Annotated in this window: 27 protein-coding genes and 1 tRNA gene; 8 read left to right on the top strand and 20 right to left on the bottom strand. The window is 61.4% G+C overall.

Annotated features, from left to right (window positions below):
- The first annotated feature begins 93 nt into the window (after window positions 1–93).
- From AB9N64_RS18735 to uraH, 3 genes are all read left to right on the top strand, one after another.
- Window positions 94–1,098, top strand: a complete 1,005-nt coding sequence (locus tag AB9N64_RS18735) for an AraC family transcriptional regulator (protein WP_371359601.1) — start codon at window positions 94–96, stop codon at window positions 1,096–1,098.
- A 225-nt stretch (window positions 1,099–1,323) separates the two neighbouring features.
- On the top strand, window positions 1,324–1,797 hold the full coding sequence (locus tag AB9N64_RS18730) for a heme-binding protein (protein ID WP_371359600.1): 474 nt from the start codon (window positions 1,324–1,326) through the stop codon (window positions 1,795–1,797).
- A 27-nt stretch (window positions 1,798–1,824) separates the two neighbouring features.
- Complete coding sequence (gene uraH, locus AB9N64_RS18725; RefSeq protein ID WP_014716425.1) at window positions 1,825–2,235, top strand: hydroxyisourate hydrolase; 411 nt, start codon at window positions 1,825–1,827, stop codon at window positions 2,233–2,235.
- On the opposite strand, the gene AB9N64_RS18720 is transcribed toward uraH, so the two are convergent.
- Complete coding sequence (locus AB9N64_RS18720) at window positions 2,230–2,916, bottom strand: Crp/Fnr family transcriptional regulator (RefSeq protein ID WP_014716424.1); 687 nt, start codon at window positions 2,914–2,916, stop codon at window positions 2,230–2,232. The genes uraH and AB9N64_RS18720 overlap by 6 nt on opposite strands.
- 83 nt (window positions 2,917–2,999) lie before the next feature.
- Here AB9N64_RS18720 and AB9N64_RS18715 point away from each other — a divergent pair, with 83 nt between their 5' ends.
- Window positions 3,000–3,524: a DUF962 domain-containing protein gene (locus AB9N64_RS18715; protein WP_058410246.1), complete on the top strand. Its 525-nt coding sequence runs from the start codon at window positions 3,000–3,002 to the stop codon at window positions 3,522–3,524.
- A gap of 126 nt (window positions 3,525–3,650) precedes the next feature.
- On the opposite strand, the gene AB9N64_RS18710 is transcribed toward AB9N64_RS18715, so the two are convergent.
- From AB9N64_RS18710 to dibA, 6 genes are all read right to left on the bottom strand, one after another.
- On the bottom strand, window positions 3,651–4,631 hold the full coding sequence (locus tag AB9N64_RS18710; RefSeq protein WP_014716422.1) for a sulfate/molybdate ABC transporter ATP-binding protein: 981 nt from the start codon (window positions 4,629–4,631) through the stop codon (window positions 3,651–3,653).
- A 3-nt stretch (window positions 4,632–4,634) separates the two neighbouring features.
- The gene (cysW, locus tag AB9N64_RS18705) at window positions 4,635–5,507 is read right to left on the bottom strand and encodes a sulfate ABC transporter permease subunit CysW (RefSeq protein ID WP_014716421.1); all 873 of its coding nucleotides are present in this window, start codon (window positions 5,505–5,507) and stop codon (window positions 4,635–4,637) included.
- Between the two features lie 13 nt (window positions 5,508–5,520).
- Window positions 5,521–6,339 (bottom strand): sulfate ABC transporter permease subunit CysT, encoded by an 819-nt coding sequence (gene cysT / locus AB9N64_RS18700; RefSeq protein ID WP_003187564.1) that lies wholly within the window; start codon window positions 6,337–6,339, stop codon window positions 5,521–5,523.
- Window positions 6,340–6,538: 199 nt separating this feature from the next.
- Window positions 6,539–7,549 (bottom strand): sulfate ABC transporter substrate-binding protein, encoded by a 1,011-nt coding sequence (locus AB9N64_RS18695; protein WP_014716420.1) that lies wholly within the window; start codon window positions 7,547–7,549, stop codon window positions 6,539–6,541.
- Window positions 7,550–7,613: 64 nt separating this feature from the next.
- Entirely contained in the window at window positions 7,614–7,796 is a 183-nt protein-coding gene (gene oscA, locus AB9N64_RS18690) for a sulfur starvation response protein OscA (RefSeq protein WP_003170956.1), read from the bottom strand.
- A 296-nt stretch (window positions 7,797–8,092) separates the two neighbouring features.
- On the bottom strand, window positions 8,093–10,009 hold the full coding sequence (gene dibA, locus AB9N64_RS18685) for a phosphodiesterase DibA (RefSeq protein WP_019819917.1): 1,917 nt from the start codon (window positions 10,007–10,009) through the stop codon (window positions 8,093–8,095).
- A 166-nt stretch (window positions 10,010–10,175) separates the two neighbouring features.
- On the opposite strand from dibA, the gene desA reads away from it, so the two are divergent.
- Entirely contained in the window at window positions 10,176–11,360 is a 1,185-nt protein-coding gene (gene desA, locus AB9N64_RS18680) for a delta-9 fatty acid desaturase DesA (protein WP_003187559.1), read from the top strand.
- A 187-nt stretch (window positions 11,361–11,547) separates the two neighbouring features.
- Window positions 11,548–12,549, top strand: a complete 1,002-nt coding sequence (locus AB9N64_RS18675) for a sensor domain-containing diguanylate cyclase (RefSeq protein WP_014716418.1) — start codon at window positions 11,548–11,550, stop codon at window positions 12,547–12,549.
- A 99-nt stretch (window positions 12,550–12,648) separates the two neighbouring features.
- Here the strand turns inward: AB9N64_RS18675 and AB9N64_RS18670 are convergent, their stop codons facing one another.
- The 11 genes from AB9N64_RS18670 to AB9N64_RS18620 form a co-directional block, all read right to left on the bottom strand.
- Window positions 12,649–13,851: an HDOD domain-containing protein gene (locus AB9N64_RS18670; protein WP_019819918.1), complete on the bottom strand. Its 1,203-nt coding sequence runs from the start codon at window positions 13,849–13,851 to the stop codon at window positions 12,649–12,651.
- Window positions 13,852–13,968: 117 nt separating this feature from the next.
- A complete protein-coding gene (gabT, locus tag AB9N64_RS18665; RefSeq protein WP_014716416.1) occupies window positions 13,969–15,246 on the bottom strand; it encodes a 4-aminobutyrate--2-oxoglutarate transaminase in 1,278 nt (425 codons plus the stop codon).
- A gap of 177 nt (window positions 15,247–15,423) precedes the next feature.
- On the bottom strand, window positions 15,424–16,866 hold the full coding sequence (gabD, locus tag AB9N64_RS18660) for an NADP-dependent succinate-semialdehyde dehydrogenase (RefSeq protein ID WP_371359599.1): 1,443 nt from the start codon (window positions 16,864–16,866) through the stop codon (window positions 15,424–15,426).
- Window positions 16,867–17,162: 296 nt separating this feature from the next.
- On the bottom strand, window positions 17,163–17,477 hold the full coding sequence (locus AB9N64_RS18655) for a RebB family R body protein (RefSeq protein WP_003187551.1): 315 nt from the start codon (window positions 17,475–17,477) through the stop codon (window positions 17,163–17,165).
- A gap of 50 nt (window positions 17,478–17,527) precedes the next feature.
- Entirely contained in the window at window positions 17,528–17,842 is a 315-nt protein-coding gene (locus AB9N64_RS18650; protein ID WP_003187550.1) for a RebB family R body protein, read from the bottom strand.
- Window positions 17,843–17,921: 79 nt separating this feature from the next.
- Window positions 17,922–18,233 (bottom strand): hypothetical protein, encoded by a 312-nt coding sequence (locus AB9N64_RS18645; protein ID WP_014716415.1) that lies wholly within the window; start codon window positions 18,231–18,233, stop codon window positions 17,922–17,924.
- 40 nt (window positions 18,234–18,273) lie between these two features.
- Window positions 18,274–18,900, bottom strand: coding sequence for a hypothetical protein (locus AB9N64_RS18640; protein ID WP_019819922.1), 627 nt, complete (start codon window positions 18,898–18,900; stop codon window positions 18,274–18,276).
- An 82-nt stretch (window positions 18,901–18,982) separates the two neighbouring features.
- Window positions 18,983–19,555 (bottom strand): hypothetical protein, encoded by a 573-nt coding sequence (locus tag AB9N64_RS18635; protein ID WP_019819925.1) that lies wholly within the window; start codon window positions 19,553–19,555, stop codon window positions 18,983–18,985.
- Window positions 19,556–19,573: 18 nt separating this feature from the next.
- Window positions 19,574–19,801, bottom strand: a complete 228-nt coding sequence (locus AB9N64_RS18630) for a RebB family R body protein (RefSeq protein WP_003187543.1) — start codon at window positions 19,799–19,801, stop codon at window positions 19,574–19,576.
- A gap of 103 nt (window positions 19,802–19,904) precedes the next feature.
- Window positions 19,905–20,447 carry an RNA polymerase sigma factor gene (locus AB9N64_RS18625; protein ID WP_019819928.1) on the bottom strand — a complete coding sequence of 181 codons (543 nt, stop codon included), beginning with the start codon at window positions 20,445–20,447 and terminating at the stop codon, window positions 19,905–19,907.
- A gap of 87 nt (window positions 20,448–20,534) precedes the next feature.
- Window positions 20,535–21,230, bottom strand: coding sequence for a Crp/Fnr family transcriptional regulator (locus tag AB9N64_RS18620; RefSeq protein WP_074059256.1), 696 nt, complete (start codon window positions 21,228–21,230; stop codon window positions 20,535–20,537).
- 216 nt (window positions 21,231–21,446) lie between these two features.
- On the opposite strand from AB9N64_RS18620, the gene AB9N64_RS18615 reads away from it, so the two are divergent.
- Window positions 21,447–21,523: transfer RNA gene (locus AB9N64_RS18615), tRNA-Arg, on the top strand.
- 209 nt (window positions 21,524–21,732) lie between these two features.
- On the opposite strand, the gene AB9N64_RS18610 is transcribed toward AB9N64_RS18615, so the two are convergent.
- Window positions 21,733–22,908, bottom strand: a complete 1,176-nt coding sequence (locus AB9N64_RS18610; RefSeq protein WP_019819932.1) for a cell wall metabolism sensor histidine kinase WalK — start codon at window positions 22,906–22,908, stop codon at window positions 21,733–21,735.
- A gap of 5 nt (window positions 22,909–22,913) precedes the next feature.
- Window positions 22,914–23,603: a response regulator gene (locus AB9N64_RS18605; RefSeq protein ID WP_003187519.1), complete on the bottom strand. Its 690-nt coding sequence runs from the start codon at window positions 23,601–23,603 to the stop codon at window positions 22,914–22,916.
- Between the two features lie 218 nt (window positions 23,604–23,821).
- Here AB9N64_RS18605 and AB9N64_RS18600 point away from each other — a divergent pair, with 218 nt between their 5' ends.
- Window positions 23,822–24,634, top strand: a complete 813-nt coding sequence (locus AB9N64_RS18600) for a MipA/OmpV family protein (RefSeq protein ID WP_073453899.1) — start codon at window positions 23,822–23,824, stop codon at window positions 24,632–24,634.
- Window positions 24,635–24,667: the final 33 nt, after the last annotated feature.

Below are 24,667 nucleotides of genomic sequence, written 5' to 3'. Positions count from 1 at the left end.
TCTCTTGTGAAGTGATGCCTGAATCCTGCACCTAACCCTAGCGCAGGACGCTAGCCGCGCACGCCAATCTGTTGACCACAAGCGCCAATTGCCATGACCGAACCCACTTCCCTCGCCAGCTGGACCCGTGCCCTGCGCAAGCAGCTCGACGCCCTGGGCCTCGACAGCGCCGCCCTGTGCGCCGAAGCCGGGCTGGACCCGCAGCAGATGGACGACCCCAACGCCCGCTATCGGTTGTCGGCCACCACGCGCCTATGGGCGCTGGCGGTACAGACCAGTGGCGACCCGGCGATTGGGCTGCGGGTGTCGCGGTTTGTCAGCCCCACCACCTTTCATGCGCTAGGTTACGCATTGGTGGCCAGCGGCAGCTTGCGCGAGGTGTTCGAGCGCATCGTGCGCTATCACCAGGTGGTCAGTGATGCCCTGGACCTGGAGCTGAGCCGCCACGGCGACATCTACCGTTTTCGCCTGCTCCAACCTCCAGGCAGCCCCGCGCCCGCGCCGGAAGCGATTGATGCCTTTGCGGCGATCTACGTACGCACCTGTCGCAACCGCCTGGGTCGCGACTATGCGCCGTTGGCCGTTTACCTGCGGCGCCCGGAACCCGCCGACCCCGAGCCGTGGCACAGGGTATTTCGCGCGCCGGTATGGTTTGCCGCCGACGAAGACCGCCTGGAATTCGCCGCCAGCGACTTCGACAGCCACCTGGACGACGCCAACCCGGAGCTGGCCGAGCACAACGAAACCGTGCTCAAACGCACCCTCGCCCAACTGCAACCGTTGACCTGGGAACGCAAGGTGCGCGCCGCCATCGAGGCGCAATTGCCAGACGGCGAGCCAAGCGCCGAACGTATTGCCCAAGCGCTGCACTTGAGCCTGCGCAGCTTGCAGCGGCATCTGGCCGATGAAGGCTGTCGATTCGACGCCTTGCTCAATGAGTGCCGGCAAAACCTGGCGTTATTGCACCTGCGTGACCCGCAGTGCTCACTGGCCGAGATCAGCCATTTGCTGGGGTTTGCCGATACCAGCAGTTTCAATCGTGCGTTCAAGCGCTGGACGGGGATGACGCCGGGGCAGTTTCGCGAGGGGTTGCAGTAGTTGTACGGTGTTTGCTGTAAGGGCCTCATCGCAGGCAAGCCAGCTCCCACATGATGTGACCCATTCTCCTGTGGGAGCTGGCTTGTCGGGTCGCCGCATCGCTGCGATGAGGCCGGTACAACCACCACAAACTCCTGAGTTTGATTACAAACCTGTCATCCAATTGTGCGGCTTTTGTCCGCGTCCGCTGGTTACCGTGTTGGCCTGCTTTCTGGAGCCCTCACTATGTACCGCACTGCCTTGTTACTGAGCCTCGCCGTGGTCACCGTCGCCCAGGCGACGCCACAACTGCCCCGCCACGCCGAGCTGGATTTGCACACTGCCCGCCAACTGGCCGACGCCAGCCTGGCCCACTGCACCGCGGCGCTGACCGTCCTCGACCGCGGTGGCAACCTGTTGCTGGGCCTGCGCGCTGACGGTGTCGGCCCGCACAACAGCCTCGCCAGCCAACGCAAGGCGTACACGGCGCTGTCGACAAAAACCCCGACCCGGCTGTTTGCCGAACGGGCGCGTAATAACCCCGAGGCCGCCAACCTCAACAGCTTGCCCGAGTTGCTGTTGCTCGGCGGTGGCGTGCCGCTGTTTGCCGACGCAGAACTGGTCGGTGCCCTCGGCATCGCCGGTGCCGGTGGCGCCGCGCAGGATGAAGCCTGCGCCGTGCAGGCCGCCGAGCAACTGGGCTTGAAAATCACCCCTTGATTCCACTTCCTTCAAAAGGACTTCGCGATGAAAACCTTGAGCATGACCCTTGCCGCACTGAGCCTGAGTGGCCTGTGCAACCTGGCCCTGGCCGACGGCAACCCCCTGAGCGTGCACGTACTCAACCTGGAAAACGGCCTGCCAAGCGCCGGTGTCAACGTGACCCTGGAACAGCACGTGGGCGATAAATGGCAGTCGCTGTCTGAAGGTGTGACCAACCAGCAAGGCCGCATCGCCGAGCTGTTCCCGGCCAACCGCAGCATGCAGCCGGGCGAGTACCGCGTGGTGTTCAAGACCGGCGATTACTACAAGAAGGCGAACCGCGAGACGTTCTTCCCCGAGGTGCCGGTGATTTTCCAGGTCAAGCAGGCCGACCAGCATTACCACATTCCGCTGCTGCTCAGCCCTTACGGCTTCTCCACCTATCGCGGTTCATAGGCCCGCGGCCAGCCGCAGCCCATTGAGGTCGCGTATCTCGATGGCGCCGTAACTCAAGCCGATAATGCCCTGTTGCTCCAGCGCTTTGAGCAGACTGTTGATGGTCTGGCGCGACAGGCCCAGCATCGCCGCCAGATCCTCCTGGGGCAGTTGCAGCACGCGGCGCGCCTGCTCAACTTCGCCATAGCCTTGGGCGATCATCAGCAGCCGATGGGCCAGGCGCTTTGAAGCGGGCATCAGGCTCATCTGTTCGATATTGATCAACGACAGCCTCAGTTTATGGCTCATCAACAGTGCCATCTCCCGCCAGAACAGCGGATGCTGTTCGAGAATGCCGAGCATCGCCGCCTGCGGCACCTGCAGCAGTCTGCAAGCACCCGTGGCCAAGGCATCGTGGGTGCGCGGCAGGTTGTCGAACAGGCAAATCTCGCCGAACCAGTAGGGCGTTTCCACCAGGCTCAACACCGCTTCCTTGCCTTGGGCACTGACCGCACTGATGCGCACCGTGCCTTCCAGCACCGCATACACGCCGCACGGCGGGTCACCGCGCTTGAACAGGTACTGCCCCGCCGTCAGCACACGCAACCGCGCCGCCCCCAGCAGGCTACGCTGCAAGTCAGGCGGCAAATGGCTGAACCAATGACCGCGAGCCAATTGCGCGTGCCATGTCCCTGTGTCCATGCGAACTCCGAAGATTGTCGCCCAATTGACAGTTAGGCACCGACTGACAGGGCATGATCAAACATCCTACAGGAGGAACAACAATGAAAAGCCTCGTCGACCATCTCAGTCAATACGCCGCGTACCACCGCGACCCACGCAACATCGCCAGCCACTTCATCGGTATTCCGTTGATTGTGGTGGCGGTGGCCGTGCTGCTGTCGCGCCCCGAATGGTCGGTGGGCGGGCTGTGGCTATCACCTGCGGTACTGCTGGCGTTGTTTTCGGCGTGGTTTTATCTGCGCCTGGAACTGGCCTTGGGCGTGTTGATGACGGTGCTGATGGGCTTGTCGGTGTGGGCCGGGCATGTGCTGGCGGCGCAAAGCACGGCGGTGTGGCTGAGCAGCGGCGTGGGCATGTTTGTGGTGGGCTGGGTGATTCAGTTCGTCGGGCATTACTACGAAGGCAGGAAGCCTGCGTTTGTGGATGATGTGTCGGGGCTGATCGTGGGGCCGTTGTTTGTGGTGGCGGAGTTGGCGTTTTTGCTGGGGTTGCGGCAGGACCTCAAGCGCCAGATTGAAGAGCGCTCTGGGCCGGTGGGAGTACGCGGGAAAAACGCCACGGTCTAACAAGTACTGAACATCCAATGTGGGAGCCGGGCTTGCCCGCGATGGCGGTGGATCAGTTGGCATAACTGTCGACTGACACACCGCCATCGCGGGCAAGCCCGGCTCCCACAAGGGTTTTGCAGTGTATTAGGCTTTTTGCCAGACCTTGGGTTTGAAGAACAGTGTCTCGCCCCGCGCCAACCCGGTGAGGCTGTCATGGTCTTTCACCACTTCGGCCTCGATCAACTCGCTTTGGCCTTCGACCTTCAAGGTCACGCGAGTAGTCGCGCCCAACGGCCGAATATCCCGCACTTGCGCCGCATGGTGATCTTCCAGTTCATGGCGTGACAACGACACTTCGTGGGGGCGGAACAGCAGGTGCTTGTCTTCGCCCAAATGCAGGCGGTTGGAGTCCCCCAGGAAGTGATAGACAAAGTCGCTTGCCGGGTTTTCGTAGACGTCGCCCGGTGAACCGATCTGCTCGATCACCCCCTTGTTCATCACCACGATACGGTCGGCGACTTCCATGGCCTCTTCCTGGTCGTGGGTCACGAAGACCGAGGTCAGGTTGATGTCCTCGTGCAGGCGCGCCAGCCAGCGGCGCAGTTCTTTACGCACCTTGGCATCAAGGGCGCCGAACGGCTCGTCGAGCAGCAGAACCTTGGGCTCCACCGCCAAGGCGCGGGCCAGGGCGATACGCTGGCGCTGGCCACCGGAAAGTTGTTCCGGGTAGCGGTCGGACAACCAATCGAGCTGCACCATGTTCAGCAGCTCGTGAACCTTGCTCGCGATCTGGCTTTCGGTGGGGCGTTGGTTTTTCGGTTTCATGCGCAGGCCGAAAGCGACGTTGTCGAACACGGTCATGTGGCGAAACAACGCGTAGTGCTGGAATACGAAGCCCACGTTGCGATCACGCACATCGTGGCCGGAAACGTCTTCGCCATGGAACACAATGCTGCCGGCATCCGGAGTTTCCAGGCCGGCAATGATGCGCAGCAACGTAGTCTTGCCACAGCCGGACGGGCCCAGCAACGCCACCAGCTCGCCACTCTGGATATCCAGGTTGATGCTGTCCAGGGCCTTGAAGGCGTTGAAGTTCTTGCTGACATTACGGACTTCGATCGACATGACTTATTCCTCACCCGCGCTGTTGCGCAGGCGGTTGATTCGGTTCTCGCTCCACTGCTTGAGCAGCAGGATGAAGAGCGCCAGGATCAGCAACAGGCTGGCCACCGCAAACGCGGCAACGTGGTTGTATTCGTTGTAGAGAATCTCGACATGCAGCGGCAGCGTGTTGGTGACGCCGCGAATGTGGCCGGACACCACCGACACCGCGCCGAACTCACCCATGGCCCGCGCCGTACACAGCACCACGCCGTAGATCAGGCCCCACTTGATGTTCGGCACGGTGACATGCCAGAACATCTGCCAGCCATTGGCGCCCAGCAGGCGCGCGGCTTCTTCTTCCTGGGTGCCCTGCTCCTGCATCAGCGGGATCAACTCACGGGCCACGAACGGCACGGTGACGAAGATGGTCGCCAGCACGATGCCCGGCAGGGCGAACACGATCTGGATGTCATGCTCTTGCAGCCACGGCCCGAAGAAGCCCTGGGCGCCGAACATCAACACGTACACCAGGCCGGCGATCACCGGCGAGACCGAGAACGGCAGGTCGATCAGCGTGACCAGGATGCTCTTGCCACGGAACGAGTACTTGCTCACGCACCAGGCGGCGCTGACGCCGAACACCAGGTTGAGCGGCACCGAAATCAGCACGGCGATCACCGTGAGTTTCAACGCCGACAGCGCGTCTGGCTCAAGGATTGCCGTGAAGAACGTGCCGAGGCCGTTCTTCAAGCCCTGGGACACCACCACCAGCAATGGCAGCAGCAGAAACAGGACGAATACCAGCCAGCCAAGGCCGATCAGGATACGTCGCGAGGTCGCACTGCCACGCCGGGCGGCGTTGGCCGAGGACGCGGCGGAAATAGACGATTGGGACATGTTCCGCGCCTCCTTATGGACGTTCGATGCGCCGCTGCAACAGGTTGATCAGCAGCAGCAAGACAAAGGACACCACCAGCATCAGCACACCAATGGAGGTGGCGCCGCGGTAGTCGTATTGGTCGAGCTTGACCATGATCAGCAATGGCAGGATTTCGGTTTTCATCGGCATGTTGCCAGCGATGAAGATCACCGACCCGTACTCACCCACGCCTCGGGCAAACGCCAGGGCGAAGCCGGTCAGCCAGGCGGGCAGCAGTGCCGGCACGAGGATGTAGCGGAACACTTGCAACGGCTTGGCACCGAGGCAGGCGGCGGCCTCTTCGATTTCCCGGGGGATATCGGCCAGCACCGGCTGCACCGTGCGCACCACGAAGGGCAACGTGACGAAGGTCAGCGCCAGGGTGATACCCAGCGGGGTGTAGGCGATCTTGAAACCCAGGTCGGCGGCAAACTGGCCGACCAGGCCGTTGGGCGCGTACAGCGCCGTCAGCGCGATACCGGCGACGGCGGTGGGCAGGGCGAACGGCAGGTCGATCATCGCGTCGATGACCTTGCGTCCGGGGAAGGTGTAGCGCACCAGCACCCAGGCCAACAAAGTGCCAATCACACCGTTGATGAGTGCGGCGTACAGCGCGGTACTGAAGCTCAGCTTCAAGGCCGCCAGCACGCGAGGCGCGGAGATGATGTTCCAGAACTGATCCCAGGTGAGTTGAGCGGCGTGTACAAACATCGCCGCCAGGGGGATGAGTACGATCAGGCTGAGATACACCACGGTGTAGCCCAGCGTCAGCCCGAAGCCGGGTATGACGGGGGAGATACGACGCGACATAAGAGTCCTTGGTTAAAGGGTAGAAACCACTGTAGGAGCGTGCGTTCTGTGGCAGCTGGCTTTTCTGTGGGAGCCGGGCTTGCCCGCGATGCAGGCACCTCGGTGTATCAGCCACACCATGGTGATGCTATCGCAGGCAAGCCAGCTCCCACACCAGCCCAGTCCCTACAGAAAGTCAGGCCCCTACAGGTACTTTGGCTTATTGCGCCGTGTAGATCTGGTCGAACACGCCACCGTCATTGAAGAATTTCGGTTGGGCAGTTTTCCAGCCGCCGAAGTCTTTGTCGATAGTCACCAGGTCCAGTTTCGGGAACTGCTGGGCGTATTTGGCGGCGACTTTTTCATCCCGTGGACGGTAGAAGTTCTTCGCCGCAATCTCCTGGCCCGCCGGGCTGTACAGGTGGTTGAGGTACGCGGTGGCGATCTCGGTGTTGCCCTTTTTCTCGGCGTTCTTGTCCACAACGGCCACAGGCGGTTCCGCCAGGATCGACAGGGAAGGCACGACGATGTCGAACTTGTCGGCGCCGCCGTCTTCCTTCAAGGCCAGGAACGCCTCGTTTTCCCACGCCAGCAGCACGTCACCCTGGCCGTTGTTGACGAAGGTAATGGTAGAACCGCGCGCGCCGGTGTCCAGTATCGGCACGTGCTTGAACAGCTCTTTGACGTATTCCTGGGCCTTGGCTTCGCTGCCGCCGGCCTTGAGGCCGTAGGCCCAGGCGGCGAGGAAGTTCCAGCGTGCACCGCCGGAGGTTTTCGGGTTGGGCGTGATCACCGACACGTCTTTCTTGATCAGGTCGCCCCAGTCCTTGATGCCTTTGGGGTTGCCCTTGCGCACCAGGAACACGATGGTGGAGGTGTATGGGGTGCTGGCGTCCGGCAGGCGGGTCTGCCAGTTCTCCGGCAGGGTCTTGCCCAGCTTGGCGACTTCATCAATGTCACCGGCCAGGGCCAGGGTCACTACGTCGGCGCGCAGGCCGTCAATCACCGCGCGTGCTTGCTTGCCCGAGCCACCGTGGGACTGCTGGATCTTGACGTTGTCGCCGGGGTGGGACTGTTTCCAGAAGCTGGTGAACTCAGCGTTGTAATCCTGGTACAGCTCACGGGTGGGGTCGTACGAGACGTTGAGCAACTCGTAGTCCTTGGCAACGGCGGAACCGGCAAACACGGCACTGGCCAATGCGGCCAAGGCATAACGGCGAATCGACGACATAGAAGCTCCTGAAATTCTTGAGTGTTGGCTTTTCTTGTAATTGCGGGTCTATCGCCGTTCTTGCTCAGCTCGGTTTGTTACCGGGGTTCTGCAGACGGAATTTTTCCTTGCGTTCGATCTGTACCACTTGGGCGTTGTGTACGGTGATTTCCACCGCGCCAAACCGCAGGTCGCGCAGGGCGCTCTGGATTTCACGCAAAATGGCTGCTTCGTCCTGGCCGTCAACGCTACGTAGAGATGCGCTCATGGTCTCGCTCCTGAAAATGAGTAGTGCCTGGCAGTGGCGGCACTGCTTGCGGCGTGAGGGCGATAGTAGATAAGCGCGGATATTCTTAAAAATACTATTTAAGAATGTTTATATAACCAGAAAGAATTTTCTGATAAGGCATGGGGTTGCAAGGGTTTCCACAGAAAAAAAGCTCATGTACAGGCGCCGCAGAACCCTGTGGGAGCTGGCTTGCCTGCGAAAGCGGTGGTGCAGTAACACATGCAGCGACTGACACACCGCCTTCGCGGGCAAGCCCGACTCCCACATTGACCGCGTCAGTCCTGGCGGATCAGAGGTGCTCGGGTCCAGTCGATTTCATCAGCCGGCATGGGCCGTCCAAACCAATACCCCTGGCCCATGTCGCATTCCTGATCCAGTAGGAACCGCGCCTGTTCCACCTGCTCAATTCCTTCGGCGTGCACCTGCATGCCCATGCTTTTGGCCAGGGCGATCACCACGCGCACAATCGCCGCGTCGTCTTCGTCCCACGGCAAGCCCGCCACAAAGCCCTGGTCGATCTTGAGCTTCTGCACCGGCAGACGCTTGAGGCGCAGCAACGAGGAATAGCCGGTGCCAAAGTCGTCGATCGCCAGGCGCAGGCCCAGTTCGCGCAGGCGGTGCAGTTGCTCCAACGCGACTTCCGGGTCGTCCATCACGGCGCTCTCGGTGACTTCCAGCTCCAGGAAGGCCGGATCCAGCCCAGTGGTGTGCAGCACTTGGGCCACTTGCTCATACAGCTCGCGCCGGGCAAACAGGCGGCTGGAGACATTGATTGCGATAAAGCTCAGCGGCGCGCCGTCGGCCAGCCATTGGCACATCTGGCGGCACGCCTGGTCCATCACCCACGCATCGATGTCGGCAATCAGCCCGGTGCGCTCGGCGATAGGAATGAACTCGCCCGGCGGTACCAGGCCGCGTTCCGGGTGCTGCCAGCGCACCAATGCTTCAACGCCGACCAAACGGCTGTCGTGCAGGTCGTGCACCGGCTGGTAATACACGCGCAGCTCATGTTGGTCGAGGGCGCGACGCAGCTCGCCGGCGATTTCCACCCGGTGTTGGGCGTGGGCGGTCAGCTCTTCGGTATACAACGCGTAGCCTTCGCGCCCGGCGCTCTTGGCCTTGAACAACGCGGAATCGGCGTTGCGCAGCAATTGCTCGGCGCTCAGGGCGTCACTGGGGAACAGGCTGATGCCGATACTGGCGCTGATAAACAGCTGGTTGCCGTCAAAAATGAACGGATCCTTCATGGCGTTGAGCATGCGCTGCGCCAAGGCCGCCGCTTGCACCACCTGCGGGCAGCTTTCGGCCAGCACGGCAAACTCGTCGCCTCCCAGGCGCGCCAGGGTAACCCCCGGCCCAAACAGGCCGCTGAGGCGTTCGGCCACCAACTTGAGCAACTGATCGCCAACGTTATGGCCGAGGCTGTCGTTGATGATCTTGAAGTGATCCAAGTCCATCAACAGCAGAGCGCAGCCACGTTTATGCACCTGCGCGGAGGCCAGGGCCTGCTCGGCGCGATCGGTGAACAGCAGGCGATTGGGCAGGTCGGTGAGCGGGTCATGGTGTGCCAGGTGCGCCAATTCGTGCTCGGAGTTCTTCATGGCGCTGATGTCCGAAAACACCGCCACGTAGTGGCTGACCTGGCCCTGGTCATCGTGAATCACGCGGATGGTTTGCCACTGGGGGTACACCTCGCCGCTTTTACGTCGATTCCAGATTTCGCCGCTCCACTCGCCGGTGCTTTGCAGGGCATGGAACATTTGCTGGTAGAAATGCGCCGAGTGGCGCCCGGACTTGAACAGGCTTGGCCGTTGGCCCATCACGTCGTCGCGCTGGTAGCCGGTGATCTCCATAAACGCGCGGTTGACGTGCACGATCAGCCCCTGGGTATCGGTGACCAGCACCCCTTCGCGGGTGCAATCGAACACCGCAGCGGCCTGACGCAGGCGCTCGCGGTTCTCTTTCAGGGGTTGTTGCAACGCATGGGCACGGGCAAAACGCCAGCCTATCCAGTAAATGAGCAAGGCGCTGAGGCTGACCCACACATAACCGCGCGCTTGCAGCCAGCGTCCCTGCTCCAAGGGTTCATCGATAAAGTTGATTAATAGGTAATGGCTGAGCTGGAGCCAAAGGATGGAAACCAGCAGGTACACCAACCCCGCACGTAGGGCACCTCGGTATGAAAACAGCATATGCTTAGTAATCCTTACTAAATAACCAGAATCGCCCTACAAAGGATCAGGATTATAGAGGAGGAAACACTTTGTAAGTCTTATCTGAAACGGTGACTGGTTTTATCTGCAAAGGAAGTGATAATGCGGGTGCTGTTTTTTTCTTTATCTGAGGGCCATACAGCCTATGTGGTACAACGGTTTTCTTGATCTGTCCGCCTGGCAACTGGTGGCAGTCACGCTGTTGATGACCCACGTGACCATTATTGGGGTCACTGTCTATCTGCACCGTTATTCGGCCCATCGCTCGCTCGAGCTCAATGCCGGCCTTAAACACTTCTTCCGCTTCTGGCTGTGGCTGACCACGGCGCAGAACACTCGCGAGTGGACCGCCATCCACCGCAAGCACCACGCCAAATGCGAAACCGTCGATGACCCGCACAGCCCGGTGATCAAGGGCTTGTCCACCGTGCTGCGCAAAGGTGCCGAGCTGTACCGCGCCGAGGCGGAAAACCCCGAGACCCTGCGTATCTACGGCAAAAACTGCCCGGACGACTGGATCGAACGCAATCTCTACACGCGCTACCCGCTGTTGGGCGTGGCGCTCATGGGCGTGATCGACCTGCTGCTGTTCGGCACCATCGGTATCACTATCTGGGCGATCCAGATGATGTGGATCCCGTTCTGGGCCGCCGGCGTCATCAACGGCCTGGGGCATGCCGTGGGCTATCGCAACTTCGAATGCCGTGACGCCGCCACCAACCTGGTGCCGTGGGGCATCATCGTCGGCGGCGAAGAGCTGCACAACAATCACCACACCTACCCCAATTCGGCCAAGCTGTCGGTGAAGAAGTGGGAGTTCGACCTGGGCTGGGCCTGGATTAAGGTGTTCAGCTTCCTGCGCCTGGCCAAGGTGCAGCGTGTAGCGCCCATCGCCCACCGCGTCGAAGGCAAGGGCAGCCTGGACATGGACACCGCCATGGCGATCCTCAACAACCGCTTCCAGATCATGGCCCAATACCGCAAGTTGGTGATTGGCCCGCTGGTCAAGCAGGAGCTGGAGAAGGTCGATCATTCGGTACGCCACCAGTTCCACCGCGCCAAGCGCCTGCTGTCGCGGGAAACCAGCTTGCTGGAAGACCGCCATCACCTGCGCATCCAAAGCATGCTGGAACACAGCCATGCCCTGACCGTGATCTACGAAAAGCGCCTGGCGCTGCAGCAGATCTGGCTCAAGACCAGTTCCAACGGCCACGACATGCTGGCCGCGATCAAGGAATGGGTGCATGAAGCCGAGGCCAGTGGCATCCAATCCCTGCGCGATTTTGCCCACCAGCTGAAGACTTACTCGTTGCGTCCTACAGCAGCGTGAGGGCGCCGTGGGAGGGTTCGCCCTCCCACGCACTGGCTTTTTGGCGTCATTTTCCGGGCACCGTCAATCCACGCCGTTCACGGAACTTCACCGCAATTCCCCTCTCTCAAAGAACACTTCGCCATCATGGTGACCCCTTGTAGTGACCGCTTTTGCACCTGCGGCGCGCCCAGAGAGAGTTGTACCGATGGTTCACGAAAAGCCCAGCCTGCCCGATGTGCCCACCGCAGAGCCGCCGCGCCCGGCCGCGGCGGCGACCCTGTTGGCGCTTATGCATGCTCAAGGTGAAGTCGAGCGGCTGAGTGAGCGTGAGCAACTGCTCAGTTCCCTGCTGGTCAGCGTGAACGCCGTGCTGTGGGCCATCGATTGGGAAACACGCCGCGTGCTGTATGTGAGCCCGGCCTACGAGCGCCTGTTTGGCCGCTCTGCCGGCCTGCTGCTGGCCGACCACCGTGAATGGCGCAACAGCGTTCACCCCGAAGACCTCGACTACGCCGAACACAGCCTGGCCCGTGTGCTGGAACAGGGCGCCGTGGAGGACCGCGAGTACCGCATCATCACCGCTGACGGGCAGATCCGCTGGTTGAGCGACAAGTGCTACATCAACCAGCAGGTGGTGCCCGGTGAAGCGATGATCGTGGTGGGCATCGCCGAAGACATCACCGAAAAGAAGCAACTTGAGCTGGAACTGCATCGCCTCGCCACCACCGACGTACTGACCCAAAGCAGCAACCGCCGACACTTCTTCGAACTCGCCAACCAGGCGTTCGACAATGCCTGCGCGCAGGGCACGCCGCTGGCGTTCCTGTTGCTGGACATCGATGATTTCAAAGACATCAACGACACCTATGGCCACCTGGAGGGCGACCAGGTGCTGCGGCGCATCGCCGAGAGCGGTCGCGGGGTATTGCGCCGTGGCGACCTGTTCGGACGCGTTGGCGGCGAAGAATTTGCTGCTGTGCTGCCGGGTTGCCCACCGGAGATGGCCCTGCAGGTTGCCGAGCGGTTGGGCAAGGAAATCCAGGCATTGGTGTTCAGCTACGAAGGGCATGAATTCAATGTGACCGTCAGCCAAGGCCTGGCCGGCCTGCGCGAAGATGACTCCACCCTCGACAGCCTGTTTGCGCGAGCGGATGCGGCGATGTACGAAGCAAAACGCCAGGGCAAGAACCGCGTTATCGCCGGTTAACACCGACCCACTGTGGGAGCTGGCTTGCCTGCGATGGCGTCTTGACTGACCCACCGCTATCGCAGGCAAGCCAGCTCCCACAATTGTTCGGTGCGTGTTTCAGGTTTTGCGCACTCGGGTCAGTTCCGGCAAGCCGACCTTGAGCAGCCGCGCGGTCTTGCTGCCCGCCAGTTCTTCCAGCCCTTCGTGCTCGGTCAGCCGCGCCATTTGCACCGCCAGGTTCACCACCAGGGCTTCGCGCGAATACACCCCGCCTTCAAGTGAATAGATCCCCGCGATCAACTGCCGCAACTCCAGCGGCAAGCGCCAACGCGTGCGCAATGCCGAACCGTAGGCGGCGCCAAAGGCCTCAAGGGATTCGCCGATGGTTTGGTCATCCAGGGCGCCACCGCCCTGGCGCCAGTCTTCCAGGCAGCGCAACAAAGCCAAGTCGCCCAAGCGATGCAGGATGCAGGCGCTGTAGCAACGCTCGTGATCGAGCTCCAGCATGCGCGCCAGGCGCCGGGCGTAGTCGGCGCTGTCCTGGGACAGTTGCCAGTGCCGCTCGGCGTAGGCCACCAGCCCAGGGTCGCCCAACACCACGTTGTGCTTGAGCGCCAGGCCCAGGATGAGATTCATGCTCTGGCCGGGCACCAACTTATGCAGGGCCTCTGACAGGGTCTGCACCGGCGTGCCGTGGTAGCCGGCGCTGTTGGCGGCGGCGATGAGTACGGCGGTGATTTGCGGGTCGCTGTGCACCTGGCCTTCCAACTGCTTGAGGTCCAGGCCTTCGGGGCCGAGGCTGCGTTGCACGGCAGCTTTCACATCCACGCGCAGCGGCGCGCCATCGCAGACCTCGCGGCGCCGCTCAAGGAAGGCTGGCAAGGTCATGCCCGGCGCCAGCGGTGGGATTTCGCAGTACACGCTTTCGCCTTCGTTGAGCAGCAGGTCTTGCAGGCGCTGGGTCAGGCTTTCCATGTTCAGCGGGCGGGTGAGGTAGGCGGTGGGCGCCAGGGGCAAGGCTTCGCGCACGCTGGCACTGTCGTTGCGACTGCTCAGCAAGATAAACGGCAGCGAACGGCGTTTCTGGCGCACGCTGCGCAGCAGGCTCAGGCCATCCACGCCCGGCAGCTCCCAATCGGCCAAGATCAGGTCATAGGTTTTTTCGCCCAACAGCGTGGCGGCGTGTTGCCCATCGGCGCACACATCCAGCCGTGCGTCACAGCGCACATTCAACAGCACTTGCTTGAGCAGGTCCCGCGACCAAGGGTCTGCTTCGGCGATTAGCACTCGGGGTACAGCGGGTAAATCAACAGCAGTCATCCAGCACGCTCCATCGGCAATGCTTGCACCTTAGACAATGCAGGCGCGTGCGTACAATGAAGCAGGCACAAAAAAACCGCCGAAGCGGTTTTTTTGTTTTTCGTAGGAACGGGCGTGTCAGAGTTCGGAGAAGCACTCTTCGATGATCGCCAAGCCCTTGTCCAACTGCTCGTCCGGCGAGGTCAGGGGCACCAGTACGCGCAATACGTTGCCGTAGGTACCGCAGGACAGCAGGATCAGGCCCTTGTCACGTGCCTTGGCCACCACGGAGGCAACGGCGGCAGCGTTTGGCTTGTGGGTGTCGCCGTCTTCGAACAGCTCGACCGCGATCATCGCGCCCAAGGCACGCACTTCGCCGATCACCGGGTACTTGGCCTGAATGGCCTTGAGGCCAGTCACCAGGCGCTCGCCCACGGCCTTGCAGCGGTCCAGCAGGTGCTCTTCTTCGAACACTTCCATCACGGCCAGGGCCGCGGCGCAGGCAATCGGGCTACCGGCATAGGTGCCGCCCAAGCCGCCTGGGGCGATGGCGTCCATGTACTCAGCCTTGCCGCACACACCAGCCAGCGGGAAGCCGCCCGCGATGGATTTGGCGAAGGTGGTCAGGTCGGCGGCAACGCCCATCTGTTCCATGGCGAAGAAGGTGCCGGTACGCCCGGCACCGGTTTGCACTTCGTCGGCGATCAGCAGGATGCCGTGCTTGTCGCACAGTTCGCGCAGGCGCTTCATGAAGGCTTTTGGCGCGACGTAGAAACCGCCTTCGCCCTGTACCGGCTCGATGATGATTGCAGCGATATCACGCGGCTCGGCATCGTTCTTGAAGATGCGCTCGATGCTGGCGATGGAGTCGTCGACGCTCACACCGTGCAGTTCGTTGGGGTACAGCGCACGGAACACGCCGCCCGGCATCAGGCCCATGCCGGCCGAGTAAGGCACGACCTTACCGGTAAGGCCCAGGGTCATCATGGTGCGGCCGTGGTAAGCGCCGGTGAAGGCGATCACACCGGCACGGCCGGTGGCGGCGCGGGCGATTTTCACGGCGTTCTCCACCGCTTCGGAACCGGTGGTGACCAGCAGGGTTTTCTTGGCGAAATCACCTGGCACCTTGGCGGCGACTTTTTCGCACACTTCTACGTAGGGCTCGTAGGCCAATACCTGGAAGCAGGTGTGGGTCAGCTTGTTGAGCTGCTCGGTCACGGCCGCGATGATTTTCGGGTGCACGTGGCCGGTGTTCAGCACGGCGATACCGCCGGCGAAGTCGATGAACTCGCGACCTTCAACGTCGGTCACGGTGGCGTTCTTCGCGGAGTCAGCGAAGATCGGGTGAATCTGGCCAACACCGCGCGGTACAGCGGCTTCGCGGCGTTTCATCAGGGAAGCGTTGGTCTTGCTCATAAAGTCCTCATTCGCCGCTCATCGGGCGGCGTGGCTCAAGGATAGGTGGCGGGGAGGCAACTACGGCAGCATGCGATGATCGACTGCCACAGCTTTCCCGGCCACTGCGAATAACCATGTGAAACACGCAAAGGGGCAGCGCTCTCGTGCCCTCTGCGTTTGCTGCAATCCCGTGCCTTAGATGCCCAGGCAGAGGTATTTGATTTCCAGGTAGTCCTCGATCCCGTACTTGGAGCCTTCACGGCCCAGGCCCGAGGCCTTGATGCCGCCGAACGGCGCCACTTCGTTGGAGATCAACCCGGTGTTGACGCCGACCATACCGTATTCCAGGGCCTCGGCCACACGGAACACCCGGCCCAGGTCGCGGGCGTAGAAGTAGGAGGCCAGGCCGAACTCGGTGTCGTTGGACATGGCGATCACTTCGGCTTCGTCTTTGAAGCGGAACAGTGGCGCCAGCGGGCCGAAGGTTTCTTCCTTGGCCACGGCGGCGTTTTTCGGCACGTCGACCAGGATGGTCGGTTCGAAGAAGTTGCCTTCCATCACCTTGCCACCGGCCAACAGCTTGGCGCCTTTGCTCAGGGCATCAGCGATATGTTCCTGCACCTTGGCCACGGCTTTTTCGTCGATCAGCGGGCCGGTGGTGGTGCCGTCTTCCAGGCCGTTACCGATCTTCAGTTTGGTCACCGCCACCTTGAGCTTTTCAGCGAAGGCGTCGTACACCGAATCCTGGATGTACAGGCGGTTGGCGCAAACGCAGGTCTGGCCGTTGTTGCGGTACTTGGAGATGATCGCGCCTTCGACGGCCTTATCCAGGTCGGCGTCGTCGAACACGATGAACGGTGCGTTACCGCCCAGCTCCAGGGAGACTTTCTTGATGTCCTTGGCGCATTCGGCCATCAGCTGGCGACCGATTTCGGTCGAGCCGGTGAAGGACAATTTACGCACGATGGGGTTGCTGGTCAGCTCGCCGCCGATGTCGCCAGCACTGCCGGTGACCACACTGAGCACGCCTTTGGGGATACCGGCGCGGTGCGCCAGCTCAACCAGGGCCAGGGCCGAGAACGGGGTTTGCGAGGCCGGCTTGATCACCATGGTGCAACCGGCGGCCAGGGCCGGGCCGGCTTTGCGGGTGATCATCGCCGCAGGGAAGTTCCACGGGGTGATGGCTGCGGTCACGCCGATGGGCTGCTTGATCACGATCAGGCGCTTGTCGAGCTGGTGGCCGGGGATCACGTCGCCATAGATGCGCTTGGCTTCTTCAGCGAACCACTCGATAAACGAGGCGGCGTAGACGATTTCGCCCTTGGCTTCGGCCAGCGGCTTGCCTTGTTCGAGGGTCATCAGGCGGCCGAGGTCGTCCTGGTTTTCGATCAGCAGTTCGAACCAGCGGCGCAGCTTGTTGGCGCGCTCCTTGGCGGTGAGTGCACGCCAGGCTGGCAGGGCCTTGTCGGCGGCTTCGATGGCGCGGCGGGTTTCCGCGGCGCCCATCTTCGGCACGGTGCCGAGAATCTCGCCCGTGGCCGGGTTGTTGACCTTGATGGTTTGACCATTGTCCGCATCGACCCAAGCGCCATCGATAAAGGCTTGCTGGCGGAACAACTGGGTGTCTTTAAGCTGCATGTCGGCTTTCCTTAACAGCACCGCGCGCACGCGGAGCGAATTAGAGTTGTTGAAAGGCGCCTTGTGGGCTGCCGTCAGGGAAATCAGCCCCAGCGCGCAGAAAAAATGAAAGAGCGCACGGGAGACAGAGCGTTTGAAATCTCAAACGAATCCTAGGATCAATGGGGGTACAGGGCAATAGGATGTTCGAAAAAAAGAACGAATATGGCGCATCCGGCTCATCTTTCGGATCAAGTGCCCACACGACAACAGCCCCGGAGCCTTGTGGGCGCCGGGGCTGTTGGGGGCCTTGCAGCTTAAGGTTGGAACGACTTGAGCACGGCCAGCAGGCTGGTCAAGTTGTCGGCCACGCCGCCCTGGGCGACTTTTTCGGTGGCGGCGGCGCCAGCGGTGGTGTCGACACTGTAGATCTGCATCACGCCCTGGTTGGTAGCCGCCTGAGCCAGGGTGTTTTGTTGCTGTTGGGCCGAGACCGAGTTCTGGAACAGAATCGCCGTGGCCTGGCCCATGGATTGGTAAATAGTGCTCATGGCCATCGCGGGTGATTCGGCAACCACCTTGACGTTGGTCTGGGTGACGGCATCGGTGATTTGCGGGCTGACTGTACTCATGGTTGAAACTCCTGGGTTGAGAAAGAACAACATCCGTTATTGCTCAGTGCTTAAGGCTGGAACGACTTGAGCACGGTCAACAGGCTGGTGAGGTTATCCGACACGCCGCCCTGGGCGACTTTCTCGGTGGCCGCCGCACCTGCGGTGGTATCGACGCTGTAGATCTGCATCACGCCCTGGTTGGTGGCCGCCTGGGCCAGGGTGTTTTGCTGCTGCTGGGCCGACACCGCGTTCTGGAACAGAATCGCCGTGGCCTGCGCCATGGATTGATAAATAGTGCTCATCGCCATCGCTGGCGATTCGGCCACCACTTTGACGTTGGTCTGGGTGACCGCGTCGGTAATTTGCTCGTTGACTAATGGCATGATCAATTTCCTTATTTAGTACACGGTGCATTCCGTGTTCATCAATGAACGTTGCGAAACAGGCGCTGTGAAACCTGGTTTAGGGTTTCGCTGCGGGGCCCAGCGCCGCTTCAATCTGGGCGATCAACCCTTGGATCAGTGCCTGCACTTCCTTGCGTTGCGCGTCCTGGTCCGAGGCCGCGCCGTTCAGCATTTGGCGTAGCGCCGCTTCACGCTGCTGGGCAGCCGTCTTGAGCGCTTGTTCGTTGGCCTTCGATTGCTCAAGCACCTGGGTGGCACGCTTGAGGGTTTCGTCGACGATGGCCTGGGGCGTGCCGGCGAATACCTGCGGGTTGCGCAGCATCGCTTCGAGCCGCTGGCGGTCGTCGGTGGACAGGACCGAGGGTTGCATATCGAGCTCCTTAGGGGCTGCCTTGGCGGCGACACGCCCGCTAAAGCCGCACCTCAACGTTGTCCTGCCAGAAACCGGCAAAGTAAAAATGCGGCGACGAATCACAGAAGGTCGCCAACTCCGCAGGCGTTATGGCGCTGGGCTGGTTGGGAAAAATGGCCGGCGGAGGCGGCAGCAGATTGGCCTCGTTGTAGAGGTTGCCGACCTCATAGCAGTTGGCCGCGAACTGCGAACAAAAGGACCCGCTGCCGATGTCGATGGACTCGTTGATCCGCGTCACCAGGCTGGTATCGGAAGTCCAGCGCCGAAAGGCTGAAATCATCGCGTTCCACACGCTGTAGCGGCCCCGGATATCACCGCCGATCTTGTCGAAGTAGAACTGCTTGGCAGCCACCGTCGCTGCCTCGCTCAGTTCGGTATCCACGCAGGAAAACACCATCGCCGAGCGTGGCGGTTTTTCCAGGCTCAGGTCGGTCAGGGCCAGGCCACTGCCGACACTTTCGATCACCAGGGTGTCGCTCACCGCAATCGCCGGGTGAACCACATTCAGGTACGTCGTGTCCTGCGAGAACACCTTGGCCTTGACCAATTGACCGGCTTTGATAAACGCCCGCGTTGCGCTGTCGTCATCTTGTTTGACAGAAAAAATAATATCTCCAGGCTGCATGATGTCGCTCCTCACTCAAGAAAAGTTGCTTTCAAGTTGCTGTTGCACCGCCCCAGCAGAACGCTGGAGCGCTGTGCTCGGTTCAGGCCGCTGGCGCGGCCCGGTTGGCCAGGGTGTCGGCGTACTTGGCGATGCTCTGGTCGATCTTGTCGATGGCCACGCTGGCGGCTTCGGCTTCCATCGCACCGGCAGCGGCAGCCACGGCGGCAGCGGCGCCCACCAGCAGGTCGGTGGCCAGGGCGCCCAAGGCGTCTTCGGCTGCGGCCGGCAGGTTGTCCTTGACGATGTTCTCGGTCATTTGCTGAAGCAGCACGGCCTGGGCCGCCAGGGCGATCTTGCTGACCCCGTCGAAGTACCCCGCCGCCGCTTGCGCCACCAGCCCGGCTGCCTGGCTGATCATCATGTCGGCCGGCACCGCGATCTGCGCCGGCGCATAGGCAAAGTTCTGCGAATTGGTGAACTGCACCGCCTGCACAATCTGGCTATTGAGCGCCGCCGTGCTGTCGGATGACGGCGCGCTCACCTGATTGAGCAAATGCTCGTTCATGCGCGCCATGATCGAGCGCGAGGCCGGTGCGGCGGGCGCCGTCGCAGGTGAATCGGCGGCGGGCGTTGCTGGGGAGGCGGCGGGTTTCTTTCTGCTGAACCACGACATAATCGATCTCCCGAGGGCTCAGCCCTTCTCGCCAATCTGCATGATCAGCGCCACGGCCTTGGAGATCACTGCGTTGGAAATCTGGTTCATCGCCTGCTGGCTGTTGACCGCGTTCTGCAACGACAGGCCCGCCGCGCTGCTGGCCACCTGGTACAGCGACGCGATGGCCTGGGCCGGCGCCTCTGCCACCACCTTGACGTTGGTTTGAGTGACCGCGTCGGTGATCTGGCTGTTGACCTCTGTCATACATCTCTCCTTGATGGCATTCACCCAGGTTTGGGTGTGGATAGCGGCGGCGTGCTGCGCTCATACCACTAGAACGCCCCACGCCAACATGTGTGAATCACCTTCAGCGCAACGCATCGCGCAGCAGTTGCACACGCTTGCGCACCAGCGGCAGCTTCACATGCAGCTCGGCGGCAATTTGCGGGTAAGGCAGGTCATCGACAAAACGCATCTCGAACAAGCGCTGCTGCAACAGCGGTAACCGTGCGACGTGCGCCTCGATCTGCTCCAGGCGCTCATAACATTCCACCCGCTCCAGCACCGAAGCGCAGGGCGCGGCGAGCGCGGCCAGGTGATCGTGTTCAAGGTCCACCGAATCATCGAACAGCCGCCCCTCGCGCTTGCTGCGCCGCACGCTGTCAAGAAACACATGATCGAGCACCAGAAACAGAAACCCCTCAGGGTCACGAATGCGCTCCGGCGAGCGCCGAAAAAACAACAGGGCCTTGATCGCCGTGGCCGACAACCACTCCTGGCCCTGATCCAGATTGCCCTTGGCCCGCCGCAACGCCCGGCGTCTGAGCTCGCCGTGCACAGCGCGCCAACTCGCTTCGAACAAACGGTCATCGGCGGCCCATTGATCCTTGAACTGAACAGTCATCCCCATCGCCAGCACTCCTGTGCATCCTTGATGAAAGGCCAGTCTGCGAGGGCTCGACGGGGGTACGCTGTTACCTGGGGAACACCGCCACAACTAATTCAGCGCAAAAGCCTTGCGCCGCAACTGCTCGACATCATTGATCACCATGCGCTCCAGACCGCCGCTGATCACCCCACTGCGCCGCCACACTTGCAGCTGCACATTCAACTTGGGGCGGCTGGTATTCAGCATCGACGCCAACACCCCCTGGCTCGCGGGCAACGACACACTGGGCAAAGCCAACGCCAGGTCGATCTCGCCCAGGTTGGCCAACAAAAACCGCGCCAACCGCGACTCCAGCCGATGCAGGCACACCAACTCCAACAACTCGATGGCGTGCAGCAACCGCAGCATCATCAGCATCAACAAACGCCGCAGGAACGCCGGTTCCTCAAACAGCACGCCGAAATGCCGGCTACCCAACTGCAACAACCGCGTGGGCCCGCTGGCAAAGGTGGAAGACTCGCGCCCATGATCCTTGATCAACGCGGTCTCCCCCACCACCTGCCCGGCCCCGGTACTGCCGATAATCTGCTCGCGCCCATCCGGCCCATGCACCACCGAATAAATCCGGCCCTCCACCACCAGCGCAATGAATTCGAGGGTGTCATCCTTGAAATACAACAGCTCACGATCATCCAGCGTGCGCTCCACCATATGGGTGGCGACGTAGCGCAAGAGATGCTCCGGCATACCTCGAAACAAATCGGAGCGAGCCAGCAGGGTTTGTCTGAGCGGGAGATCGAGCATCACGGTTCCTTTGGAATGCATGCGTTCACCTGAGGAATTGCGGCGTGGAAGCGGTGTAAAGCCACAAGAGCAAAGCAAACAAAGGGACGTGCGGCGCGGGGAGTTGTGAATGAGGGTGGCGATTAGCCATTTTTTGTCGGAAATGGACGACAGGGGGCGGGGAAAACGCTGGAATGGACGCATCAGGTCGACATGGGTATGATGTCGCCCGCACAAGCATCCGTAGCTCAGCTGGATAGAGTACTGCCCTCCGAAGGCAGGGGTCGTGGGTTCGAATCCCGCCGGGTGCACCAGATATGAAATGAAAAAGCCTCAGGTCGGGAGATCTGGGGCTTTTTTGTTTTTGGTTTGGTGGGTGGTGAGAGAGTGTTGAGTCGCGTCGGGATAGTAGAGGTGAAAATAAATCCCCTTTTCTCCCCCCTTTTTCCCAAGCAGTTTTCCAGCTCTACGATCATTACGATTTCACCGCCTTGAGCGCCGGTCTCAAGCAAAGAAGAAACGCCTACACAGGAACCTCCGCCCTGATCAGCGTACCGCCTTCGACCAGATTGCGGGCAGTAATGGTACCGCCATGGGCCTGGCAGATCGCACGGGCGATGGACAAGCCTAGCCCGCTCCCCCCCGAGTAACGTGCCCTGGAGCGCTCTGCACGCCAGAAGCGGTCGAACACGCTGTCCAGATGCTGGGCTTCGATACCTGGCCCTCGGTCACCGACTTCAATCACCACCGAACCGTGAACCCGGCGCGCCGTTACATTCAACTCGCCTCCCCCGGCCGCATAACGCAGCAAGTTATCGACCAGAATGTTGATCACCTGGCCCAGGCGATCACGATCGGCGTGCATACGAAGCCCATCAGCAATACTGACCTGCGTCAGCACGCAAGCCTCATCCAACTGCGGCTGGAACCACGCCAACCGCTCCGCCACCAGAGCTGCCAGAGAAAACTCGCTGCGCTCCAGCACCAGCCGGCCAGCACGAGCCATCGACAACAGGTGCAAATCATCCACCAGTTTTCTGAGTTGATCGAGCTGACGCTTGACCATGCCCAACTGCATGGCATCGCTGGGGAATACCTCATCGAGCATACCCTGCACGCGCCCCATGGCGGCGTTCAAGGGTGTGCGCAGTTCGTGGGCAATGACCGCGCTGGATTCACGCACATCGCGCTCATAGCGCTCCAGTTGCGTGGTCATGCTGTTGAAGTCGCTGACCAGCCGTTGCAGCTCGTCGGGCGCGTCGCGGTGCACCGGCAGGCGCGTCAGGAAATCACCCCCGGCGACTCGCCGGGCGCCCTGGGCAATTGCCGAGAACTGGCTGGACAAGGGCCGCGAAAACCACAGGCCGAAGCCAATGATGATAGGGATCGCGGCCAGCACCAGGCCGATCAGTATCAGCCAGTCGCGATTGGCGATAGCCGGCTGGAAATAGTCCAGCGGATAGTACTGGGCAACCACTTGACGCAAGCGTGCCTCATTGAGCTCTGGCTCGGCGCGCAACGCCAGCAGTTCCTCACGCGGCCCCGGCGGCAGATGCTGCACAAAATACCAGTCCGACAGTGTGACGTTGATCCACATGCACACCGAGATCACCACCACCGCGCCGATCGCCAGCAAGCTCATGCGCAGGCCGATCCAGCGCCACATGGGTTTGTCGTTGACCCGCGGTTGCTCAAGCATGTGCGTTACCTGAATCGATAGCCAATGGAGCGCACCGTGACCAGAACGCCGGTGATACCGTGGTTTTCCAGCTTGCGGCGCAGGTTGTGCACGTGGGTGTCGACGACGCGGGCCAGGGCTTCGCTTTCCGGCAGGCAGATTTCCAGCAACTCATCACGGGTGAAGGCCTTGGACGGCGTCTTGAGCAACGTCACCAGCAGCTTGAATTCCGTTGGGGTCAGGTCCAGCCATTGCGGTGGTGCTTCGCCCTGCTCAATGGCCGCGGTAAACGCAACAAGATCCACCCGCAGGTTTTCATGGCGCAGCAGGTGTTCGACCGGTTGGTTGCCGGTGGTGCGCCGCAACACCGCGTGCACCCGCGCCACCACTTCGCGCGGGCTGTAAGGCTTGACCACATAGTCGTCCGCGCCATAACGCAAGGCACCGAGCTTTTCCGGTTCGTCGCCCATGGCCGTGACCATGATGACCGGCGTGTCACTGCTACGGCGCACGGCGGATAACACCTCGGTGCCGCTCAAGCGCGGAAGCATCACGTCGAGCAGGATCAGGTCGGGCTGCCAGCTTTTGTACAGGTCCAGACCGCGCTGGCCGTCTTCGGCCAGGGCCACCTCATAGCCATCCCGGAGCAAGTAGGCTTCGAGAATGTTGGCGCTGTCGGCGTCGTCTTCGACGATGAGGATACGTTTTCCTGACACAAAGAAGCCTCTTGATGAAACCTTGATAATTTACGAACGGTTTATTGAAAGTGCGCTGCCAGTATTGCCCTACGCCCGCTTTCGCGAGCCGATCCTATGCCGACCACTGCATCGCTGTCCAAGCCTATCAACGGGCCTGAACAGCTCGATCAGAGGGAGGCGTTGTGTCGCGCGTCGGCGGGCGCACTGCTGTCTTCTTTTGCACATAGGGCTTGACCATGAACTTCACCACCTCCCCTACCCACAACGTTCTGTTGGGCGCCGTCACGCTGCTGTGCTGCGCGCTCGCGCCCCAGGCTCAGGCGACCGACGCCAGCCCGACAGCCGAAGAAACCACCGTTACCCTGGGCCTTGGCATGGGTGTCACGCCTCGCTACATGGGTACTGACCGCTACCGTCCGCTCGTACTGCCGATGCTCAGCATCCAGCACGGAGCGTTGTTCGCCGACACCACTCGCGGCGTGGGCCTGCAATTTCAATCCGACAGTGGTTTTAGCGCCAGCGCAGCGATCAATTACGACCTGGGCCGCAAAGAGAAGGACAGCATCACCAGCCCGGGCGGCGACGAGCTCAGAGGTATGGGCGATATCAACGGCGCAACCGTCGCCGACTTTACCCTCAGCCAACAACTGCTTGACTGGCTGTCGGTCAACGGCGAAGCCGAACTGCGCATGGCCGGCGAGCACCGAGGCAACCGTTACCGCTTTGGCCTGGAAGGCATCTTGTTGCACACAGACCGCGACACCCTGAGCCTGGCCATCGACGCCCATGCCGGCGATAGCCGCTACAACCAGACGTTCTTCGGCGTCACCCAGGCTCAGAGCCAACGCTCGATCTACAGCAAGTACACCGCCGACGCCGGGATCTATGCCTACTCCGCTGCCTTGAACTGGCAGCACACCTTCGACGCGCACTGGTCAACGCTGGCCAGCCTGACGCTGACTCAATACGCTGACCAGGCCAGCGACAGCCCGCTGGTAAGGCGCGAAACCGCAGGCTTGGGCCTGTTTGCAATCAACTACACGTTCTGACAACAAGCCCCGGGTATGCAGGCTTCATCTGAA

The sequence above is a fragment of the Pseudomonas sp. KT_2_4 genome (genome assembly GCF_041410225.1).
Lineage (GTDB): Bacteria > Pseudomonadota > Gammaproteobacteria > Pseudomonadales > Pseudomonadaceae > Aquipseudomonas > Aquipseudomonas paracarnis.
This window is presented reverse-complemented; position numbering and strand designations above follow the sequence as displayed.

Excerpts from the sequence above, each read along its gene's own strand:
- AB9N64_RS18715 (WP_058410246.1), top strand. The coding sequence starts at position 3,000 with ATGAAAAGCCTCGTCGACCATCTCAGTCAATACGCCGCGTACCACCGC.
- AB9N64_RS18600 (WP_073453899.1), top strand. The coding sequence starts at position 23,822 with ATGAACTTCACCACCTCCCCTACCCACAACGTTCTGTTGGGCGCCGTC.
- AB9N64_RS18620 (WP_074059256.1), bottom strand. The coding sequence starts at position 21,230 with ATGCTCGATCTCCCGCTCAGACAAACCCTGCTGGCTCGCTCCGATTTG.
- AB9N64_RS18695 (WP_014716420.1), bottom strand. The coding sequence starts at position 7,549 with ATGTCGTCGATTCGCCGTTATGCCTTGGCCGCATTGGCCAGTGCCGTG.
- AB9N64_RS18640 (WP_019819922.1), bottom strand. The coding sequence starts at position 18,900 with ATGCAGCCTGGAGATATTATTTTTTCTGTCAAACAAGATGACGACAGC.
- AB9N64_RS18735 (WP_371359601.1), top strand. The coding sequence starts at position 94 with ATGACCGAACCCACTTCCCTCGCCAGCTGGACCCGTGCCCTGCGCAAG.
- uraH (WP_014716425.1), top strand. The coding sequence starts at position 1,825 with ATGAAAACCTTGAGCATGACCCTTGCCGCACTGAGCCTGAGTGGCCTG.
- AB9N64_RS18635 (WP_019819925.1), bottom strand. The coding sequence starts at position 19,555 with ATGTCGTGGTTCAGCAGAAAGAAACCCGCCGCCTCCCCAGCAACGCCC.
- AB9N64_RS18645 (WP_014716415.1), bottom strand. The coding sequence starts at position 18,233 with ATGCAACCCTCGGTCCTGTCCACCGACGACCGCCAGCGGCTCGAAGCG.
- AB9N64_RS18675 (WP_014716418.1), top strand. The coding sequence starts at position 11,548 with ATGGTTCACGAAAAGCCCAGCCTGCCCGATGTGCCCACCGCAGAGCCG.
- desA (WP_003187559.1), top strand. The coding sequence starts at position 10,176 with ATGTGGTACAACGGTTTTCTTGATCTGTCCGCCTGGCAACTGGTGGCA.
- oscA (WP_003170956.1), bottom strand. The coding sequence starts at position 7,796 with ATGAGCGCATCTCTACGTAGCGTTGACGGCCAGGACGAAGCAGCCATT.
- cysW (WP_014716421.1), bottom strand. The coding sequence starts at position 5,507 with ATGTCCCAATCGTCTATTTCCGCCGCGTCCTCGGCCAACGCCGCCCGG.
- AB9N64_RS18610 (WP_019819932.1), bottom strand. The coding sequence starts at position 22,908 with ATGCTTGAGCAACCGCGGGTCAACGACAAACCCATGTGGCGCTGGATC.
- cysT (WP_003187564.1), bottom strand. The coding sequence starts at position 6,339 with ATGTCGCGTCGTATCTCCCCCGTCATACCCGGCTTCGGGCTGACGCTG.
- AB9N64_RS18730 (WP_371359600.1), top strand. The coding sequence starts at position 1,324 with ATGTACCGCACTGCCTTGTTACTGAGCCTCGCCGTGGTCACCGTCGCC.
- dibA (WP_019819917.1), bottom strand. The coding sequence starts at position 10,009 with ATGCTGTTTTCATACCGAGGTGCCCTACGTGCGGGGTTGGTGTACCTG.
- AB9N64_RS18625 (WP_019819928.1), bottom strand. The coding sequence starts at position 20,447 with ATGGGGATGACTGTTCAGTTCAAGGATCAATGGGCCGCCGATGACCGT.
- AB9N64_RS18655 (WP_003187551.1), bottom strand. The coding sequence starts at position 17,477 with ATGAGTACAGTCAGCCCGCAAATCACCGATGCCGTCACCCAGACCAAC.
- AB9N64_RS18720 (WP_014716424.1), bottom strand. The coding sequence starts at position 2,916 with ATGGACACAGGGACATGGCACGCGCAATTGGCTCGCGGTCATTGGTTC.
- gabT (WP_014716416.1), bottom strand. The coding sequence starts at position 15,246 with ATGAGCAAGACCAACGCTTCCCTGATGAAACGCCGCGAAGCCGCTGTA.
- AB9N64_RS18630 (WP_003187543.1), bottom strand. The coding sequence starts at position 19,801 with ATGACAGAGGTCAACAGCCAGATCACCGACGCGGTCACTCAAACCAAC.
- AB9N64_RS18670 (WP_019819918.1), bottom strand. The coding sequence starts at position 13,851 with ATGACTGCTGTTGATTTACCCGCTGTACCCCGAGTGCTAATCGCCGAA.
- gabD (WP_371359599.1), bottom strand. The coding sequence starts at position 16,866 with ATGCAGCTTAAAGACACCCAGTTGTTCCGCCAGCAAGCCTTTATCGAT.
- AB9N64_RS18710 (WP_014716422.1), bottom strand. The coding sequence starts at position 4,631 with ATGTCGATCGAAGTCCGTAATGTCAGCAAGAACTTCAACGCCTTCAAG.
- AB9N64_RS18650 (WP_003187550.1), bottom strand. The coding sequence starts at position 17,842 with ATGCCATTAGTCAACGAGCAAATTACCGACGCGGTCACCCAGACCAAC.